This window comes from Ensifer sp. SL37, from assembly GCF_026672675.1.
Classification (GTDB): Bacteria; Pseudomonadota; Alphaproteobacteria; order Rhizobiales; family Rhizobiaceae; genus Ensifer; species Ensifer adhaerens.
In genome coordinates this window covers 2,181,417-2,198,804 of record NZ_JAPPRN010000006.1, presented here as the reverse complement: position 1 = coordinate 2,198,804, position 17,388 = coordinate 2,181,417, and the positions used below count along the sequence as shown (strand labels likewise).

The 17,388-nt window shown below is 64.2% G+C and carries 13 protein-coding genes; 9 read left to right on the top strand and 4 right to left on the bottom strand.

Features of this window, described 5'->3' with window-relative positions; translation table 11 throughout:
• Window positions 1–48: 48 nt before the first annotated feature.
• Window positions 49–1,101, bottom strand: coding sequence for an NAD(P)-dependent alcohol dehydrogenase (locus tag OVA00_RS22650; protein ID WP_268089645.1), 1,053 nt, complete (start codon window positions 1,099–1,101; stop codon window positions 49–51).
• A 217-nt stretch (window positions 1,102–1,318) separates the two neighbouring features.
• On the opposite strand from OVA00_RS22650, the gene OVA00_RS22645 reads away from it, so the two are divergent.
• Window positions 1,319–2,257, top strand: a complete 939-nt coding sequence (locus OVA00_RS22645) for an AraC family transcriptional regulator (protein ID WP_268089644.1) — start codon at window positions 1,319–1,321, stop codon at window positions 2,255–2,257.
• 30 nt (window positions 2,258–2,287) lie between these two features.
• Here OVA00_RS22645 and OVA00_RS22640 read toward each other — a convergent pair whose 3' ends face one another.
• Window positions 2,288–2,722 (bottom strand): Lrp/AsnC family transcriptional regulator, encoded by a 435-nt coding sequence (locus OVA00_RS22640; RefSeq protein ID WP_043617453.1) that lies wholly within the window; start codon window positions 2,720–2,722, stop codon window positions 2,288–2,290.
• Window positions 2,723–2,848: 126 nt separating this feature from the next.
• On the opposite strand from OVA00_RS22640, the gene OVA00_RS22635 reads away from it, so the two are divergent.
• Both OVA00_RS22635 and OVA00_RS22630 read left to right on the top strand, forming a co-directional pair.
• A complete protein-coding gene (locus OVA00_RS22635; RefSeq protein WP_268089643.1) occupies window positions 2,849–5,905 on the top strand; it encodes an aminotransferase class III-fold pyridoxal phosphate-dependent enzyme in 3,057 nt (1,018 codons plus the stop codon).
• Between the two features lie 106 nt (window positions 5,906–6,011).
• Window positions 6,012–7,034 (top strand): amino acid ABC transporter substrate-binding protein, encoded by a 1,023-nt coding sequence (locus tag OVA00_RS22630; protein ID WP_442780546.1) that lies wholly within the window; start codon window positions 6,012–6,014, stop codon window positions 7,032–7,034.
• 98 nt (window positions 7,035–7,132) lie between these two features.
• Here the strand turns inward: OVA00_RS22630 and OVA00_RS22625 are convergent, their stop codons facing one another.
• Window positions 7,133–10,057: an aminotransferase gene (locus tag OVA00_RS22625; RefSeq protein ID WP_268089642.1), complete on the bottom strand. Its 2,925-nt coding sequence runs from the start codon at window positions 10,055–10,057 to the stop codon at window positions 7,133–7,135.
• A 115-nt stretch (window positions 10,058–10,172) separates the two neighbouring features.
• Window positions 10,173–10,916, bottom strand: coding sequence for a histidine utilization repressor (gene hutC, locus OVA00_RS22620; protein ID WP_034806500.1), 744 nt, complete (start codon window positions 10,914–10,916; stop codon window positions 10,173–10,175).
• Between the two features lie 136 nt (window positions 10,917–11,052).
• On the opposite strand from hutC, the gene hutF reads away from it, so the two are divergent.
• The 6 genes from hutF (at window position 11,053) to OVA00_RS22590 (ending at window position 17,373) form a co-directional block, all read left to right on the top strand.
• Window positions 11,053–12,429, top strand: a complete 1,377-nt coding sequence (hutF, locus tag OVA00_RS22615) for a formimidoylglutamate deiminase (RefSeq protein ID WP_268089641.1) — start codon at window positions 11,053–11,055, stop codon at window positions 12,427–12,429.
• 36 nt (window positions 12,430–12,465) lie between these two features.
• Window positions 12,466–13,500 (top strand): ABC transporter substrate-binding protein, encoded by a 1,035-nt coding sequence (locus OVA00_RS22610; protein ID WP_268089640.1) that lies wholly within the window; start codon window positions 12,466–12,468, stop codon window positions 13,498–13,500.
• 143 nt (window positions 13,501–13,643) lie between these two features.
• Window positions 13,644–14,501: an ABC transporter permease gene (locus tag OVA00_RS22605; protein WP_034806492.1), complete on the top strand. Its 858-nt coding sequence runs from the start codon at window positions 13,644–13,646 to the stop codon at window positions 14,499–14,501.
• On the top strand, window positions 14,494–15,321 hold the full coding sequence (locus OVA00_RS22600) for a quaternary amine ABC transporter ATP-binding protein (RefSeq protein ID WP_192438861.1): 828 nt from the start codon (window positions 14,494–14,496) through the stop codon (window positions 15,319–15,321). Before OVA00_RS22605 ends, OVA00_RS22600 begins: the two co-directional genes overlap by 8 nt.
• Window positions 15,314–16,795 (top strand): HAL/PAL/TAL family ammonia-lyase, encoded by a 1,482-nt coding sequence (locus OVA00_RS22595; protein WP_268089639.1) that lies wholly within the window; start codon window positions 15,314–15,316, stop codon window positions 16,793–16,795. The genes OVA00_RS22600 and OVA00_RS22595 overlap by 8 nt, the downstream gene beginning before the upstream one ends.
• Window positions 16,792–17,373 (top strand): HutD/Ves family protein, encoded by a 582-nt coding sequence (locus OVA00_RS22590; protein ID WP_268089638.1) that lies wholly within the window; start codon window positions 16,792–16,794, stop codon window positions 17,371–17,373. Before OVA00_RS22595 ends, OVA00_RS22590 begins: the two co-directional genes overlap by 4 nt.
• Window positions 17,374–17,388 lie beyond the last annotated feature (15 nt).

The following is a 17,388-nucleotide window of genomic DNA, read 5'->3' as shown; positions in this document are numbered from 1 at the left end:
AAAGAACGGCCCGGGATCTACACAGATCCCGGGCCGTCTGCTTTCAGCTTAGGCGGCGTCCTGCAGCGATGCCATGTCGATGACAAATCGATAACGCACGTCGCTCTTGACGACGCGTTCATAGGCTTCGTTGATCTCTTGGATGCGGATCGTTTCGATTTCCGAGACGATGTTGTGCTCGCCGCAGAAGTCGAGCATTTCCTGGGTCTCCTTGATCGAGCCGATCATCGAGCCGGAAATGCTGCGGCGCGCCGGCACCAGCGAGAAGGCATGCACCGGCACGGCGTTCTCCGGAATGCCGACCAGCACCAGATCGCCATCGACCTTGAGCAGGTTGAGGTAGGCGTTCCAGTCGATCTCGGCGGCAACCGTGCAGATGATCAGGTCAAACGTGCCCGCCAGCGCCGTGAAGGTCTCGGGGTCGTTGGTGGCATAGTAGTGATCGGCGCCGAGCTTCAGCCCGTCTTCCTTTTTGGAAAGCGTCTGGCTGAGAACGGTCACGTCTGCGCCCATGGCATGCGCCAGCTTGACGCCCATATGTCCGAGACCGCCCATGCCGACGATCGCGACCTTCTTGCCGGGACCGGCCTTCCAGTGGCGCAGCGGCGAATAGAGCGTGATGCCGGCGCAAAGCAGCGGTGCCGCAGCGTCGAGCGGCAGGTTCTCGGGGATCGACAGAACGTAGCCTTCCTTGACGACGATGCTGTCGGAGTAGCCGCCCTGGGTCGGTGTCTTGCCGTCAGCTTCGACGCCGTTGTAGGTCACGACCAGGCCGGGCATGTAGTGTTCCAGATCCAGATCGCGGGTAGCGCAGGTGGTGCAGGAATCGACGAAGCAGCCAACGCCGGCGCGGTCGCCGACCTTGAACTTGGTCACCTTGGAGCCGACCGCCGTGACGATGCCGACGATCTCGTGGCCCGGAACCATCGGGAACGCCGAGTTGCCCCATTCGTTGCGGGCCTGGTGGATGTCCGAGTGGCAGACGCCGCAATATTTGATCTCGATCACCACATCGTCGTCGCGCGGTTCGCGGCGTTCGAAGGTGAAGGGCGTCAGCGGCTTCGACGCATCGGTCGCCGCATATCCTCTTGCAATGGCCATCAGTCTGTCCTCATTTTGGGAAAGGGTGCAGGTCCGGAGGGAGCCCGGCCTGGCGCATCAGGACTATGAGGGTGCGCACGCTGCAAGCGTTAGAGCGATCCTGCAAAGTTTTTGCACGATCCTACAAGATTGACAGCGACATCCTGGAGATGGCACGTCGAGACCCTATCTGAGCGTTGCCTCACACAACGCTAAGCCGCTGGAAAGACCTGAGATTATGACAGCCACGCGACAGACTGCCCGTCCCGAGATGATCGACGTCATTGCCCGGTTTGCCAAAATCGATGGTGATCACATGACGCAGATTGCCGGCCTGAGCCTGCACCGCCACGGCGGCGACGCCCCGGTCAACTGCTCCGCCTACAGGCCGAGTTTGGCGATCATCGTGCAAGGAGCAAAGCGCGTGGTGCTCGGCGAAGAGACGCTGATCTACGGCGCATCGGATTATCTGCTGACGTCGATCGACCTGCCGGTTCTGTCCCAAGTCTGCCAGGCCTCCGCAGACGAGCCCTATCTCAGCATGGCCTTCACGCTCGACCCGGGCAAGATCCAGGCGCTGCTTGCGTCCCTGTCGCAGCTGCCGGCACCCGCCGCTTCCGTGCGCGGCATGAGCGTCAGCAAGATCACTATCGAACTCGAAGATGCCGCACTTCGCTTGCTGCGTCTGCTTGAGCGGCCGGACGATATACCGGCGCTGCTGCCACTGATCGAGCAGGAAATCCTCTACCGGCTTTTGACCGGGCCGCACGGCCATCGCCTCAGACAGATGGCGACGACCGACAGCCAGCCGCATCAGGTCGGCCGCGCAGTCGCCTGGCTGAAGGAACACTATTCGCGGCCGCTCCGGATCGACGATCTCGCCAACCGTGTCTCCATGAGCGTCTCGTCGCTACACCATCACTTCAAGGCGATCACCGCGATGAGCCCGCTGCAATACCAGAAACAGCTTCGGTTGCAGGAGGCCCGGCGGCTGATGCTGGAGGAGAGCCTCGACGCCGGCGATGCCGGCCATCAGGTGGGTTATGAAAGCCAGTCGCAGTTCAGTCGCGAATATGCCCGCCATTTCGGCGAGCCACCGATGCGCGACATCGGCCGCGTGCGCCGCTCGCTGCTCGAACGGCTTGCTCCGCAGGCGGAGATGCTGAGCGAGGGCTGACGAGGCGCCCTCGGTTCTGCTGGCGGCGTATCAGCTTCGCTCGATATCCCGCCTAAGCACGATCGAGGTGGTCAGATCCTCGACATTGTCCATCGTCGCCACCTCGTTGCGCAGCTCGTTGAGCGCATTGATCGAGCCGACCTCGACCTCGACGACGAGATCCAGCTGGCCGCTGACGGAGGACACCTTGCGGACCGTAGAGAAACCGGCAAGCCGGTCGAGCACGCCGATCGATGGCGTGCGCTTCAGCGTCACCAGCAGAAAGGCCTGAATCGTGCCCTCGTCCAGCTGGCCGATATCGGCGCGATAGCCGCGAATGACGCCGGCCTTTTCCAGTCGCGTGACCCTCTCGGTCGTCGCACTTCTGGAGAGCCCGATCCGGCCCGCCAGCGACTTCATCGGGATCCGCGCCTCCTGCGACAGAATGCTGAGGATGGTGCGGTCGATCGCGTCGATGTCCTGCATGTCCCCTCCTCCGTGCCCGCCGACAAGATGACGGTTATTATAAACATAGTGCCGGTGCAACCGGCATATTGCCGGATGCATCGAAGCACAGCCCATGCAAATCTCGTCATCGAGATGAGGATCCCCATGAACGATATGCTGAAGACCACGCCCGACTTTTCGACCGAAGCGGCAGCCGCCTTGCTGAAGGAGCATTACGGCCTCTCCGGCGCACTCTCGCTGCTTGCCAGCGAACGCGATCAGAACTTCAAGGTCGCGGCTGAGGACGGCAGCATCTCGATTCTGAAGATCATCAATGGTGCCGAGCCCGAGGTCGAAAGCGATTTCCAGACCGCACTGCTCAGTCACGTCGGCGCCCATGCTGCCGACCTGCCGGTGCCGCATATCCGCCCGACGCTGTCAGGCGCGAGCCTTGCTTCGACGACGAGCGCGCGCGGCGTCACCCATCGGCTACGGCTCGTCAGCTGGGTCGAGGGCCTGCCGCTTGCCGAAACCGGGCGCAACGATGCGGCGCTACAGTCGCTCGGACGGATGCTCGGCCGCTTCGATGCCTCGCTCAAGGGCTTCATGCATCCGGGCGCGCTGCGCGATCTCGACTGGGATATCCGCCATGCCGGCCGCTCGGCCGACCGGCTGCACCACGTCACCTCGGCCGAAGACCGTGCTTTGCTCGAACGCTTCCTTGTCCGCTTCGAAAAGACCGTGGCGCCACGACTTGCAACCCTTCGTGCCGCCGTCATTCACAACGACGCCAACGATTGGAACGTGCTGGTCGATAAAGTCGATCACGATACCATTTCCGGCCTCATCGATTTCGGCGACGCCCTGCATGCGCCCGTGATTGCAGAGGTGGCGATCGCCGCCGCCTATGCCGGGCTCGACCATCCCGATCCGATCGGCGCCGCTGCGGCAATCGCCCGTGGCTTCCATGCGGAGTATCCGCTGGCGGAAGAAGAGGTCGATCTGCTCTTCGATCTCATCGCCATGCGCCTCGTCACGTCGGTCACGATCTCGGCGTCCCGCCGCGCCCATACCGACGACAATCCCTATCTCGCCATCAGCGAACGGCCGGCCTGGACGCTTTTGCGCAAGCTCGACCGGATGAACCCGCGTTTCGCCACCGCCATCCTGCGGCATGCCTGCGGCTTCGAGGCAACATCCGGCGCCCGCAAGGTTGCCGCCTGGATCAACGCGAACCGCAAGTCGCTGAAGCCACTGCTCGAACGCCCCGCCGCCACCTATCCGGCAGCGCTCGTCCCCTATGGCGACCCCACCCACCCGATGACGGTAAAATCCGCTGGCGAACAGCCGGATGAAGCCCAGGCGATCTGGGAAGACTATTGCCGCGCGCATGGCGTCGAACTCGGCATCGGACCTTTTGGCGAGGAACGCACCGTCTATGCCGGCGAGATGTTCGTATCGCGCTTCATCGACCACACCCGCCGCACTCGCCATCTCGGGCTCGACCTGTTCATGGCCGCCGGCACCAGGCTCTACACCCCGCTTGCCGCAACCGTCGTCAGCGTCGAGATCGAGAAGGACCCGCTCGGTTATGGCTGCCTGATAGCACTTCGCCATGAGCCCGAGGGATGCCCGCCCTTCGTCACGCTCTGGGGTCATATGGCGCACGAAGCCATGGGACGCATCAAGGCCGGCGACCGGCTTGCGGCCGGCGCGCTTGTCGGCGAGATGGGAGCGCCGAAGGAAAATGGCGGCTGGGCGCCGCATCTGCACCTGCAGCTTTCGACCGACACCGCTCTGTCGGCGACCGAAATCCTCGGCGTCGGCGAGCCGCAGTTCCTCGACGTCTGGACCGAACTCTTCCCCGATGCGCGCACTTTCGCCGGCATCGCCGAGGAGTTCTACGAGAAGAAAGGTCGTTCGCACGAGGAGATCGTCAAGCGCCGCAAGGAATTGCTCCTGCCGAACCTTTCGATCTCCTACGACAAGCCGATCAAGTTCGTGCGCGGCGAAGGCGTCTGGCTGATCGACGACAGCGGCCGCGCCTATCTCGATTGCTTCAACAACGTCTGCCACATCGGTCACGCCCATCCGGCAGTGGTCGAGGCGATGGCAAAGCAAGCGGCGATCCTCAACACCAACACCCGCTACCTGCACGACAACATCGTCGCCTATGCCGAGCGGCTGACGGCAACGCTGCCGAAGGAATTGACGGTCGCCGGTTTCGTCAACAGCGGTTCGGAGGCCAACAGCCTGGCGCTGAGGTTGATGCGCGCCCATACGGGCCGCGAGAATGCGATCACGCTCGACTGGTCCTATCACGGCACGACGCAGGAGCTGATCGACATCAGCCCCTACAAGTTCCGCCGCAAGGGCGGCAAGGGTCCGAAGCCGCATGTGCATGTGGCAACCATTCCCGACAGTTACCATGCGCCGGCCGACTGGCCGGCCGAGGAACACGGCAAGCGTTTTGCCGAAAGCGTCGCCGAACTGATCCAGGCCATGAAGGCCAAGGGCGAAGGCCCGGGCTTCTTCATCGCGGAATCGATCCCGAGCGTCGCCGGCCAGGTGTTCCTGCCGGAGGGCTACCTGAAGGAAGTCTATCGCCTCGTACGCGAGGCCGGCGGCGTCTGCATCGCAGACGAAGTGCAGGTCGGTTTCGGCCGCGTCGGCAGCCATTGGTGGGCCTTCGAGACCCAAGGCGTCGTGCCTGACGTCGTCACCATGGGCAAACCGATCGGCGACGGCCATCCGCTCGCAGCCGTCGTCACCACCCGCGAGGTGACCGACAGCTTCAACAACGGCATGGAGTATTTCAATACCTTCGGCGGCAACCCGGTCTCCTGCGCCGTCGGTCTCGCGGTGCTCGACGTGATCGAAGGGCAGGATCTGCGCGGCAATGCGCTTTCGGTCGGCAACTATCTGATAGATGCCTTCCGCGCCATGCAGACCCGCTACGAGGTGATCGGCGATGTGCGCGGCATGGGTCTCTTCCTCGGCATCGAACTTGTCACCGACCGCAAGACCAAGGCACCCGCAACCGAATTCGCCCGCGCCGTCTCCAACGGCGCCCGCCGCCGCGGCGTGCTGATGGGCACCGAGGGCCCGCATGACAACATCTTGAAGATGCGCCCGCCGATGATCTTCTCGAAACGCGATGCCGATCACCTGCTCGCCGTGCTCGAAGAGACTTTTGCGGACGTCGCAAGGACGCTCGGTTAAGGCCGGCTCGAACAGCAGAAAAACCAAACGCAATGACCGGGGTGCCCGACACGCATCCCGGCACGAAGACGCATGCCCTAAAAACATCAATGAGGAGAACAGGACAATGAAACTTGGAGTGAAATTTGGAGTTCTGGCACTGGCGAGCACGGCGTTTCTTGCCGGCACCGCCGCCAACGCCGGCATGCTCGACGTCATCAAGGAACGCGGCGAACTTCGCTGCGGTGTCAGCCAGGGCGTGCTCGGCTTTTCCGCGCCCAACGACAAGGGCGAATGGACCGGTTTCGACATCGATTTCTGCCGCGCTGTGGCTGCGGCAGCGCTCGGCAATCCCGACAAGGTGAAATACGTACCGCTGTCGACCAAGGACCGCTTCACCGCCCTTCAGTCGGGCGAGGCCGACCTTCTGTCGCGCCAGACCACCTGGACGCTGTCGCGCGACACCGATCTCGGCATGAGCTTCGTCGGCGTCAACTACTATGACGGCCAGGCCTTCATGGTGCGCAACGACCTCGGTGTGAAGAGCGTCAAGGAACTCTCGGGCGCCTCCGTCTGCACCGAGACCGGCACGACGACCGAACAGAACATGGCCGACTATTTCGGCGCCAACAACATCCAGTACCAGGTCGTCGCCTTCGAAAAGGCCGACCAAACGATCCAGGCCTTCAACACCGCCCGCTGCGACGTCTATTCGACCGACGCTTCTGCGCTTTATGCCCAGCGCCTGACGCTGAACGACCCCGATCGTTTCGTCGTGCTGCCGGAAGTCATCTCCAAGGAGCCGCTCGGTCCGGCCGTCCGCCAGGGTGACGATCAGTGGTTCAAGATCGTGCGCTGGACGCTGTTCGCGCTGACCGAAGCCGAAGAACTCGGCATCACCAAAGACAATGCCGCAAAGCTTCTCGAAAGCGGCACGAACGCCCAGAAGCGCTTCCTCGGCATCGAGAACGAAGCCGGCAAGTCGCTGGGGCTCGATCCGAAGTGGGCCTACCAGGTGGTTTCCGCCGTCGGCAACTATGGCGAAGTCTTCGAACGCCACCTCGGCAAGGACAGCCCGCTGAAGATCGATCGCGGTCTCAACAAACTCTGGAGCCAGGGCGGCCTGATGTACGCCCCGCCGGCACGCTGATCCCAGGAGCAGTTCCGGCAAAGTCTCCCGTTTGGAATTGCTCATCCAAGGAAAAGCGCCAACGAGACGCCGCGGCCCTCCCCGCGGCGTTTTCGCCTTTACCAGCCTTCCTCCAGCACCCGGCCCAGCATGTCGGCGAAAAAGTCGGCGCTCTCGCGGGATAGGCAGAGCGGCGGCTTGATCTTCAGCACGTTCAGGTGGTCGCCAGTCGGCTGCATGATGACGCCGAGATCGAGCAGGCGGTCGCAGATCGCCGCCGTCTCCTCGGTCGCCGGCGACAGGGTCTCCCGATCGCGCACGAATTCGACGCCGAGATAGAGTCCCATGCCATGCACCGCGCCGATCAGCGGGAAGTGCTGCCCTAGCGCTTCGAGCCGCGCCTTCAGATAGCCGCCGACCACCTGTGCGTTTTCCGGCAGCCGTTCTTCGGTCAGGATATCCAGGACCACCTGCCCGACGACGGAGCTCACCGGGCTGCCGCCCGAGGACGAGAAGAAGTACCCCTCCTTCTCCAGCGCATCGGCGATCTCGCGGCGGGTGATGACGGCGCCGAGCGGATGGCCGTTACCCATGCCCTTGGCGACGGTAATGATATCGGGCACGACGCCCTGCTCCTCGAAGCCCCAAAAATAGTCTCCGAGACGACCATAACCGACCTGCACCTCGTCGGCGATGCAGACGCCGCCGCGGGCCCGCACCATGGCATAGACCGCGTCGAGATAGCCCTTCGGCAGCGGAATACCGCCGGCATTGCCGTAGACCGGTTCGCAGATGAAGCCCGCGAGCTTCTCGTCCGCCGCGTCCAGCTCGGTCAGTTTCTTGACGACGGAGCGCACATAGCTGTCGGTCGTGTCGGCGCCGCGGAACTCGCCGCGATAGGTGTTGGGCGCGGTAACCGGATGTACCCAGGCCGGGCGGGTTTCGAGCGCCTGCGGATTGTCGGCGATCGAGGTCGACACCGCGTCGCTCGCGACCGTCCAGCCGTGATAGGCCTCGAGCAGGCTCACGATGTTGCGCGCGCCGGAATAGGCCCAGGCGAGCCGCAGTGCCAAATCGTTCGCCTCCGAGCCGCTGTTGACCAGAAACACCGTGTCAAGCCCATCCGGCGCGAGCGCTGCAAGCCGCGTCGAGAATTCGGCGACGGCGGCATAGTGAAAACGCGAATTGGTGTTGAGCAGCGACCATTGCCGCCCCACCGCGGCTGCAAGCCGGGGATGCCCATGGCCGAGAATGGTGACGTTGTTGACCATGTCGAGATAGCTGCGGCCCTCGATGTCGAACAAATGGTCCTTCCAGCCGCGCTCGATCCGCGGTGGTTTCAGGTAGTAGTTCTTCTGCGGCCTGGCAAAGTGCTGCTGGCGGCGGGCAAGCAGTGTTTCGCTGTGCGGCTCCGGCCCATCGCATTCGAAGCCGAGGACGCCGGCCGGCGACGGGCACAGGTGCTTCCACGCCGCCGCCTGACGCGGCACGACGAAAAGCGGAGGCACGAGACCCTGCTCGCGGCAAAGCTGGACGCGGATCAGGCCGTAGGAGTGCTGTTCACCAGAGACGACGCCCAGCACGGCACCAGCAACGATCGTCCCCTCGAGGTCGGCACCGGCTTCCACGCCCTCGAGAAACAGGCTGGCTTCGGCCCCTTCGAGCACCAGCAGCCCGTCCTGCCGGACGATACGGGCGGCAAAGGGAGCGACAATCTCGCGACCGGCCTCCAGGCAAATGTCGACATGCAGTGCGAAGGTGGCATCGGGCTTCGGTGACCGCAACTGGGTCTCCGTCATCCGGTATTCGCCATAGCGCGTCGTCGCGATGCCGATTGCATGGGCGGCGTGTTGCAGCAGCGAGATCGGCAATCCCTGGTGCTGCCAGCGCTCCTCTGGCAACAGCGGGCTCAGGATCGAGAGGTCGATCTGGCGCACGTCAGTGGGGCCGAGCCCCTGGATGAGGCTCTCCCCGGTCACCTGGGCCGATACCGGCGCAAAGCCGACGGCCGAAAGAATGGCGTGCTCCATCAGCGCAGAAGGCACCGACGACGCGACCTCGAAGATCTCCCGCTCATGCGCGGCATTGCCCTCGACGTAAGCATTGTCGGGCTCGCGGGAGAGCTGGTGTTCGGAGCTTGCGACCAGCACCGCAGCGCGCGCGACGATCAGCGGCCAAAGCGCCTTCAGTTCCACCTCGGTCAACGGGCATGCCGCATGAAACGCCTTGACCGCGGGTAGGATGAACCACGGGTCTCCATCCGCATGATGCAGCAGCGAGGCGCAGGTGACAGCGAGTTCGGCAGCCAGCCAGCCATTGAGGATATCGCCGAAATCGATGACGCCGTCCGGCATCGCCCGGCCGGCGGCGTCGAGCCGGCTGACCACATTGTCGTCGGTGACGTCATGGTGGATCGCCTGGGTCCTGAGTTCAGGGGTAAGCGGCTGCAACCGCCGCATGGCGCCGACCATCACTTCAGCGATGCGCTTCTTGCGCTGCTGGTCCGCCATATCGGTAAGCAGATGCAGGACGACGGGGCCGGCGCGCCTCAGATCCCATTGCAGTTCCCGCTCGAGCCCCGGATGCTCGAAGTCCTCCAATGCCGACGCGAGCTGACCCGCCAGGCCGCCGAGAGCAGCCACGGCTTCGCGCGACAGATGTTTGCGCCGGGTGAGCGGTTCGCCTTCGAGATAGGTGAGCAAGCGGATGCGATAATCCGCGCCGCGGACGGCAACGCTCTCGATCGCCTCGCCCTTGAGAGAGGGCACGACCTCCGCAACGCGTGCCGTCGGCAGACGTTTGCCAAGGTGCCGCAAGGCCGCATTCTGCGCTTCCAGTTCCAGCGGCTCGTATTCCGCCCGGCAGATCTTCAGCACATAGCGCCGCTCGCCGGTGTCGAGACGGTAGTTGCGGTCCTGCTGGCTGCCGAGTTCGCTGATCGTGCCCGACAGGCCATAGTGTTCGGCGAGCAGCGAACGCGCCTCCTCGGCGCCGACATCGGGTCTCGGGAGCTCGGTGCGAAGCTTCAGCGGGTCCTCAACCATGATCTCGTCATCCTCCCCTTAGGCGGTCGATCCTCCGAATCGACCGGAATGTTGTCGAGAATAGAGCGGGATCAAGGAAAAGATGTGCGGTTTCCCGATTGCACCCACCCGCAACCTACTGCGACATGCCTTCGAGCCGATAGCGCGTGCCGGGATAAAGCAGCCGCGCTGTCGTCACATTGCCTGCGTCCGACCACGTGCGGCGCCGGATCATCAGGCACGGTTCGTTGCGGTCGATGCCGAGCAACTTGCATTCCCAGAGCTGCGGTGCGACCGCTTCGACGATCTGCTCGGTGCGGGTGATCGGCGCCATCGCCGTCAGATAGGCGTTCGGCGTCATCGCCTGGAAATCCTGCTCCAGATAGCGCGGGCAGATCGCCGGATTGACGAAACGATCCTCGATCTGGATTGGCAGGCCGTTTTCCGAGTGCACCATGATCGAATGGAAGACGCGGGCGCCGGTGGCAAGCCCGAGTGCATAGCCGATGTCAGGCGTCGCGACCTCTTCCTTGAGCAGCGTCATCAACGACGTATGGGCGTGGCCACGTTCATGGATCTCGTCGGCAATGTTGCGGACTTCAAGCAGCGCGGTGCTGCCCTTGTGCGCAGCGACGAAAGAACCGACGCCCTGCACCCGCGTGATCGCGCCTTCGGTTGCCAGCTCCCTGAGCGCCCGGTTGGCGGTCATGCGGCTGACGCCGAGGTCGGCAACGATCTCGTTTTCCGAGGGGATGCGATGATGGGCGGGCCATTCACCGCTCTCGATGCGGCTGCGGATGAACTGCTTGACCGCCTCGTAGCGCGGCATCGGGCCGTCTTCGAAAGCGATTGTCTCGTTCCGTTTTCCCAGTGCCGTCATCAACTCAAGCCCCGCCTTTCCGCGCCGCCGAACAAATCATGCGCATTCGCCCTCGAATCTTTTCGTTCATTTCACGCTTGCGCGCCAGCGTAAAATATCTATAGTTCCATATACAACTACGTACAGGAAAATGCACATGGCTAGTTTTCCCGTCAACCGGATCTTTGCAGAACGGGCTCTCCTGCCCGGCGGCTGGGCCGAAAACGTCGCGATTTCGCTCGACGCTTCCGGTCGCATCGCAGCGATCGAAACCGGCAGCACCGCCGCTAGCAGCGACGAGCGCACGGCCGGGCCGCTGATCCCGGCGATCGCCAACCTTCACTCCCACGCCTTCCAGCGCGCCATGGCCGGCCTTGCCGAAGTGGCGGGCAGCGGCGACGACAGCTTCTGGACCTGGCGCGAGGAAATGTATCGCACCCTCGGGCTGGTAAACCCTGACGACGTCGAGGCGATCGCCGCCAAGCTCTATATGGAAATGCTGAAGGGCGGTTTCGGCCACGTCGCCGAGTTCCACTATCTGCACCACCAGGCCGACGGCACCCCCTATGCCGACCCGGCCGAGATGTCGCTGCGCATTCTCGCCGCCGCCCGCACGACCGGCATCGGCCTAACGCATTTGCCTGTCTTCTACGCCCACGCCAATTTCGGCGGCGTCGCGCCCAATCCCGGCCAGCGGCCGTTCCTGCACGATCCTGATCATTTCCTCGCACTGCTTGAGCGGCTCGCGCCGCTCTGCCGCGACGCCGGCCATACGCTCGGCTACGCCATCCATTCGCTGCGCGCCGCAACGCCCGAGGAGATGCGCATCATCCTTGATGCCGCACCCGTTGCCGGTCCGATCCACATCCATGTGGCCGAGCAGACCAAGGAAGTCGACGACAGCCTCGCCTGGAGCGGCCGCCGCCCGGTCGAGTGGCTGCTCGATGAAATGCCGGTCGACGCACGCTGGTGCGCAATCCACGCAACGCATCTGACGGAAAGCGAACGGCAGCGTCTGGCGCGTTCGGGCGCCGTTGCCGGCCTCTGCCCGGCGACCGAGGCCAATCTCGGTGACGGCATTTTCCCGGCGGTCGATTTCATGGCCGAAGGCGGCGTCATCGGCGTCGGCACCGACAGCCACGTGGCGACCAGCGTCGCCGAGGAGTTGCGGCTGCTCGAATACGGCCAGCGCCTGCGCGACCGCCGCCGCAACCGGCTGGCCACCGGGCCGGGCGCCTCGATCGGCCGAACCATCTTCGACGCGGCGCTCAAGGGCTGCGCCCAGGCCGCCGGTCAGAAGGCGGCCGGCATCACCGTCGGCGCGCGCGCCGATTTCGTCGTGCTTGACGGCAGCAATCCCTACATCGCCGCCGCCACCGACAACCAGATCCTCGACCGCTGGCTCTTTGCACTCGGCGGCGAGACTGTCCGCGACGTCATGGTCGCGGGCGCGTGGAAGATCCGGAACGGACGCCACGACCGGGAGGACGATATCGACCGCGCCTTTGCGCGGGTGCTGATGAAACTGAAGTAATCGTCAAAGCCAAAAATCAAATCAGGGAACAGCTTAATGTCGATCAACAAATTGAAACTCACCCTGGCCGCAACCGGCCTCGTGCTCGCGGCCTCCACCGGCAGCGCCAGCGCTTCGTATTGCGGCGACGGCAAGACCGTCATGTTCGCCGGCATCGATTGGGAAAGCGGCGCCTTCATCACCGAAGTGATGAAGACCATTCTTGCCAAGGGCTACGACTGCCAGGTGGATTCGATCCCCGGCAACTCGGTGACGCTGGAACAGGCAACCGCCAACAACGACGTCCAGATCTTCGCCGAGGAATGGCTCGGCCGTTCGGACGTCTGGAACAAGGCGGTCGAGGAAAAGAAGGTCGTCGCCGTCGGCAAGACCTTCGTCGGCGCCAGCGAAGGCTGGTTCGTCCCGGAATACGTCATCAAGGGCGATGCGTCGCGCAGCCTTGAAGCCAAGGCGCCGGACCTGAAGAGCGTGTCGCAGCTCTCCGATCCGAAGATCGTCGAGCTCTTCGCCGATCCGGAAGAGCCCAGCAAGGGCCGCTTCCTCAACTGCCCTTCGGGTTGGACCTGCGAGGGCGTCAGCTCCGCCAAGCTCGAAGCCTACCAGCTCGGCGAAACCTATGTGAACTTCCGCCCGGGCACCGGCACGGCGCTCGATTCCGCCATTACGTCCGCTTACCTCCAGGGCGAACCGATCCTCTTCTACTACTGGTCGCCGACGGCGATCATGGGCAAGTTCAAGCTCGTGCAACTCGAGGAGCCGGCCTATAGCGAGGAGTGCTGGAAGGAGCTTTCGAGTGCCAACGGCAAGCGCGAGCAGGGCTGCGCCTTCCCGTCGGTCGACGTCTCCTACGGCGTCAACAGCACCTTCGCGCAGGAAGCCCCTGAAATCATCGCCATCCTCGAAAAGGCGACTTTCCCGCTCGACGCCGTCAACGGCAGCCTCGCCTACATGGCCGACAATAAGGTCGACGCGACGGCAGCGGCCGCCGAGTTCCTGAAAACCAAGGCCGATGTCTGGGGCAAGTGGGTTTCGGACGAAGCCCGCGGCAAGATCGAAGCCAGCCTCAAGTAATCGCGACCAGCCGCTGACTTGGGCTTCATCGCCGCGTCTAGCGCGGCGATGAATCCTGATCCGGCGGCCGGCCACATACCCGTGGCAAGTGCCGCCGGCGGCCGATCTGTGTCCGCTGGCAGCCCGAGCAAGGAACGCATCCGATGTTTCCGGATTCTCTCAATCTCTCCATTCGCGGGCCGGTGAACGATTTCATCCAGGCGCTGGTCAGCGGTTATGGCTGGGTCTTCAAGGCGATCAGCGCCGTCATTCTGAAAGCGGTTCTATTCATCGAATGGATCCTGCGCGGCCTGCCCTGGTGGGTCGTCATCCTGATCTTCATGGCGCTCGCCTGGCAAAGCTCGAAGCGCTGGACCCTGACGGTCGCCGTCGGCGTGCTGCTGTTCTTCGTCGGCGTGCTCGGCCTCTGGGACCTGACGATGCAGACGCTCGCCCTGATGCTGATGGCAACGATCGTCTCCGTCGTCATCGGTGTGCCGATGGGCATCTTCGTCGCCAAGAGCCGGACCGTGCGCAGCATCACCCTGCCGGTGCTCGACGTCATGCAGACGATGCCGAGCTTCGTCTACCTGATCCCGGCCTTGATGCTCTTCGGCCTCGGCAAGGTCCCGGCGATCCTCGCCACCATCATCTATGCCGTGCCGCCACTCATTCGCCTTACCGATCTTGGCATCCGCCAGGTCGACCATGAAGTGGTGGAAGCTGCGACCGCTTTCGGCGGCAGCCCCAACCAGATCCTCTTCGGTGTCGAGCTGCCACTCGCTACGCCGACAATCATGGCCGGCCTCAACCAGACGATCATGATGGCGCTGTCGATGGTGGTCGTCGCCTCGATGATCGGCGCCCGCGGCCTCGGCGAGCAGGTGCTGAACGGCATCCAGACGCTCGACGTCGGCAAGGGGCTGGAAGCCGGTATCGGCATCGTCATTCTCGCGATCGTTCTCGACCGCATCACGCAAGGCTTCGGCAAGAGCCGGACGGAGGATCCCCGCAATGGCTGATATCGAGATCCGCAACGTCTACAAGATCTTCGGGCAGGACGCGAAAGCCGCACTCGCCATGGCCAAGGAAGGGCTCAACAAGTCCGAAATCCTCGCCCGCTCCGGCTGCAGCGTCGGCCTCAACAATGTCAGCCTGACGATCGGCGCCGGCAAGATCTTCGTAATCATGGGGCTTTCCGGCTCCGGCAAGTCGACCCTCGTGCGCCACATCAACCGGCTGATCGAACCGACCAGCGGCGAAGTGGCCTTCGACGGCAGCAACATCCTGGACCTCGACGCCAAGGCGCTGCGCACCTTCCGCATGCACCGCGTCAGCATGGTGTTCCAGAGTTTTGCGCTGATGCCGCATCGCACTGTGCTGCAGAACGTCGTCTACGGCCAGCGCGTGCGCGGCCTGCCCAAGGCCGAGGCCCGCGACATCGGCATGAAATGGATCGAGACCGTCGGCCTTGCCGGCTACGACGCCAAGTACCCTCATCAGCTTTCCGGCGGCATGAAGCAGCGCGTCGGCTTGGCTAGGGCGCTGGCCGCCGATACCGATGTGATCCTGATGGACGAGGCCTTCTCGGCACTCGACCCCTTGATCCGCGCCGACATGCAGGACCAGTTGCTGCAGTTGCAGCAGAACCTTTCAAAGACCATCGTCTTCATCACCCATGATCTCGACGAGGCGCTGCGCATCGGTTCGGAAATCGCCATCCTCAAGGACGGCCAGGTGGTGCAGGTCGGCACGCCGGACGATATTCTGGGACGGCCGGCCAACGATTACGTTGCCCGCTTCGTGCAACGCCGACAGGGACGACCGGAAGCCCATGAGTGAGAATGTAGTCCTCGATGCACCACTGACCTGGAAGCAAATCGCAGCGGTCGCCAATGGCGCACCGCTCGCGCTTTCCGATGCAGCACGCCAGCGCATCGTCCACGCTCGCCGGGTCGTCGACGCTCTGGTCGAGCGCGGCATCCGCGGCTACGGCATCAACACCGGTGTCGGCGCGCTCTGCGACGTCGTCATCGACCGCGAGAACCAGCAGGCGCTATCGCGCAACATCATCCTCAGCCATTCCTGCGGCGTTGGCGAACCGCTCGCCCGGCCCGAAGCCCGGGCGGTGATCGCCGCCCAGATCGCCAACTTCGCCCACGGCTATTCCGGCGTGCGCATCGAGACGGTCGAGGCGCTGCTGGCACTGCTCAACGCCAACCTCATCCCCGACATCCCCTCGCGCGGCTCGGTCGGCTATCTCACCCATGCGGCCGCGATCGGCCTCGTGCTGATCGGCCACGGCACCGTCGATGACGGCAAGGGCAAGATCAGCGGCGTCGAGGCGCTCGCGCGGATCGGCCTCAAGCCACTCAGGCTCGAAGCCAAGGAGGGCCTGAGCCTTGTCAACGGCACGCCCTGCGCCACCGGCCTTGCGGCATTGGCACTGTCGCGCGCTACGCACCTCTTCGACTGGGCGGATGCCGCCGCCGCGATGACCTATGAAAACCTCGGCAGCCAGGCGAATGCCTTTGCCGCCGGTCCATTGGCGCTTCGCCGCTCCAAGGGGCTGGATGAGGTCGGAGCATCCCTGCGCGATTTTCTCGCCGGCAGCCCGATGCTCGCCGAGACCGCGGGCACCCGCACGCAGGATCCTTTAAGCCTTCGTGCCGTGCCGCATGTGCATGGCGCTGCCCGCGATGCACTGGCCCACGTCGCCGAAGTCGTTGACCGCGAGCTTGCAAGCCTCACCGACAACCCGGCCGTGTCGGGCACGCCCGAAGCGCCGGAGGTGCATTCGCAGGCCCATGCGGTGGGCGCTGCTCTCGGCCTTGCCATGGACAGCCTGGCCGTCGCCGTTGCCGAAGTCGCTGCCATCTCCGAGCGCCGCATCGACCGGCTCGTCAATCCGCTGGTGAGCCGCCTGCCGGCCTTCCTCGCCGGTGATAGCGGTGTTGCCTCCGGCTTGATGATCGCCCAGTACACCGCCGCTTCCCTTTCCGCTGAAAACCGACGCCTGGCCGCCCCCGCCAGCCTCGATGGCGGAATCACCTCGGCGCTGCAGGAGGACATCCTGACCCATGCGACGCCGGCCGCCTGGAAGGCACTTGCCATCGCCGACAACCTCGAAACGATCCTTTCGATCGAACTGCTTGCGGCGTCGCAGGCCTATGACCTGCAGCCGCGTGGCCGCGCCGCGCGCACCGACGCGCTCTACCGGCGCATCCGCTCGGAAATCCCCACCTATGCCGACGACCGGCCGCTCAACGGCGACTTTACCCGCATGCGCACGATCATCGAGGAGGCGACACCATGAAGATCCTGCGCGCCAGTTCCTACAAGCGCATGCCCTGGAAGAACGGCGGCGGCGAGACGGTCGAGATCGCGGTCTTCCCGGCAACGACATCACTTGCCGATTTCGACTGGCGCGTGAGCATGGCGACGGTGGCCACTGACGGCCCCTTCTCCAGCTTCCCCGGCATCGACCGCACGCTCTCCATCCTCCAGGGCAAGGGCATGCGGCTTATGATCGAAGGCCGTGAGCCCGTCCTGATGACCGGAGGAACGGCGCCGCTCCCCTTCCCGGCCGACGTTGCGACGTCAGCGACCCTCGTCGACGGTCCGATCGTCGACCTCAACGTCATGACACGGCGCGGCAGGCTCACGCACTCGGTTCAGCGACTGGCACTCGATCATCCGCATAGGGCAGAAAACCTGGGGGGCACGATCCTCGTGCTATGCCACGGCGGCGCCGTGCGGTTGACCGCAAGTGACGCCACGGCCGACCTGGCAGCGGGCGACACGGCCGTGCTGACGGGCGCAGCCTCCTTAACCATCGAACCGACGGCCTCTGCCGTCCTCTTCCTGATCACTATCGACGAGCCGGCCGCCTGATCGGGCGCCGTCCGC

Coding starts and splice junctions, on each gene's coding strand:
- OVA00_RS22650 (WP_268089645.1), bottom strand. CDS start 1,101: ATGGCCATTGCAAGAGGATATGCGGCGACCGATGCGTCGAAGCCGCTG.
- OVA00_RS22645 (WP_268089644.1), top strand. CDS start 1,319: ATGACAGCCACGCGACAGACTGCCCGTCCCGAGATGATCGACGTCATT.
- OVA00_RS22640 (WP_043617453.1), bottom strand. CDS start 2,722: ATGCAGGACATCGACGCGATCGACCGCACCATCCTCAGCATTCTGTCG.
- OVA00_RS22635 (WP_268089643.1), top strand. CDS start 2,849: ATGAACGATATGCTGAAGACCACGCCCGACTTTTCGACCGAAGCGGCA.
- OVA00_RS22630 (WP_442780546.1), top strand. CDS start 6,012: ATGAAACTTGGAGTGAAATTTGGAGTTCTGGCACTGGCGAGCACGGCG.
- OVA00_RS22625 (WP_268089642.1), bottom strand. CDS start 10,057: ATGGTTGAGGACCCGCTGAAGCTTCGCACCGAGCTCCCGAGACCCGAT.
- hutC (WP_034806500.1), bottom strand. CDS start 10,916: ATGACGGCACTGGGAAAACGGAACGAGACAATCGCTTTCGAAGACGGC.
- hutF (WP_268089641.1), top strand. CDS start 11,053: ATGGCTAGTTTTCCCGTCAACCGGATCTTTGCAGAACGGGCTCTCCTG.
- OVA00_RS22610 (WP_268089640.1), top strand. CDS start 12,466: ATGTCGATCAACAAATTGAAACTCACCCTGGCCGCAACCGGCCTCGTG.
- OVA00_RS22605 (WP_034806492.1), top strand. CDS start 13,644: ATGTTTCCGGATTCTCTCAATCTCTCCATTCGCGGGCCGGTGAACGAT.
- OVA00_RS22600 (WP_192438861.1), top strand. CDS start 14,494: ATGGCTGATATCGAGATCCGCAACGTCTACAAGATCTTCGGGCAGGAC.
- OVA00_RS22595 (WP_268089639.1), top strand. CDS start 15,314: ATGAGTGAGAATGTAGTCCTCGATGCACCACTGACCTGGAAGCAAATC.
- OVA00_RS22590 (WP_268089638.1), top strand. CDS start 16,792: ATGAAGATCCTGCGCGCCAGTTCCTACAAGCGCATGCCCTGGAAGAAC.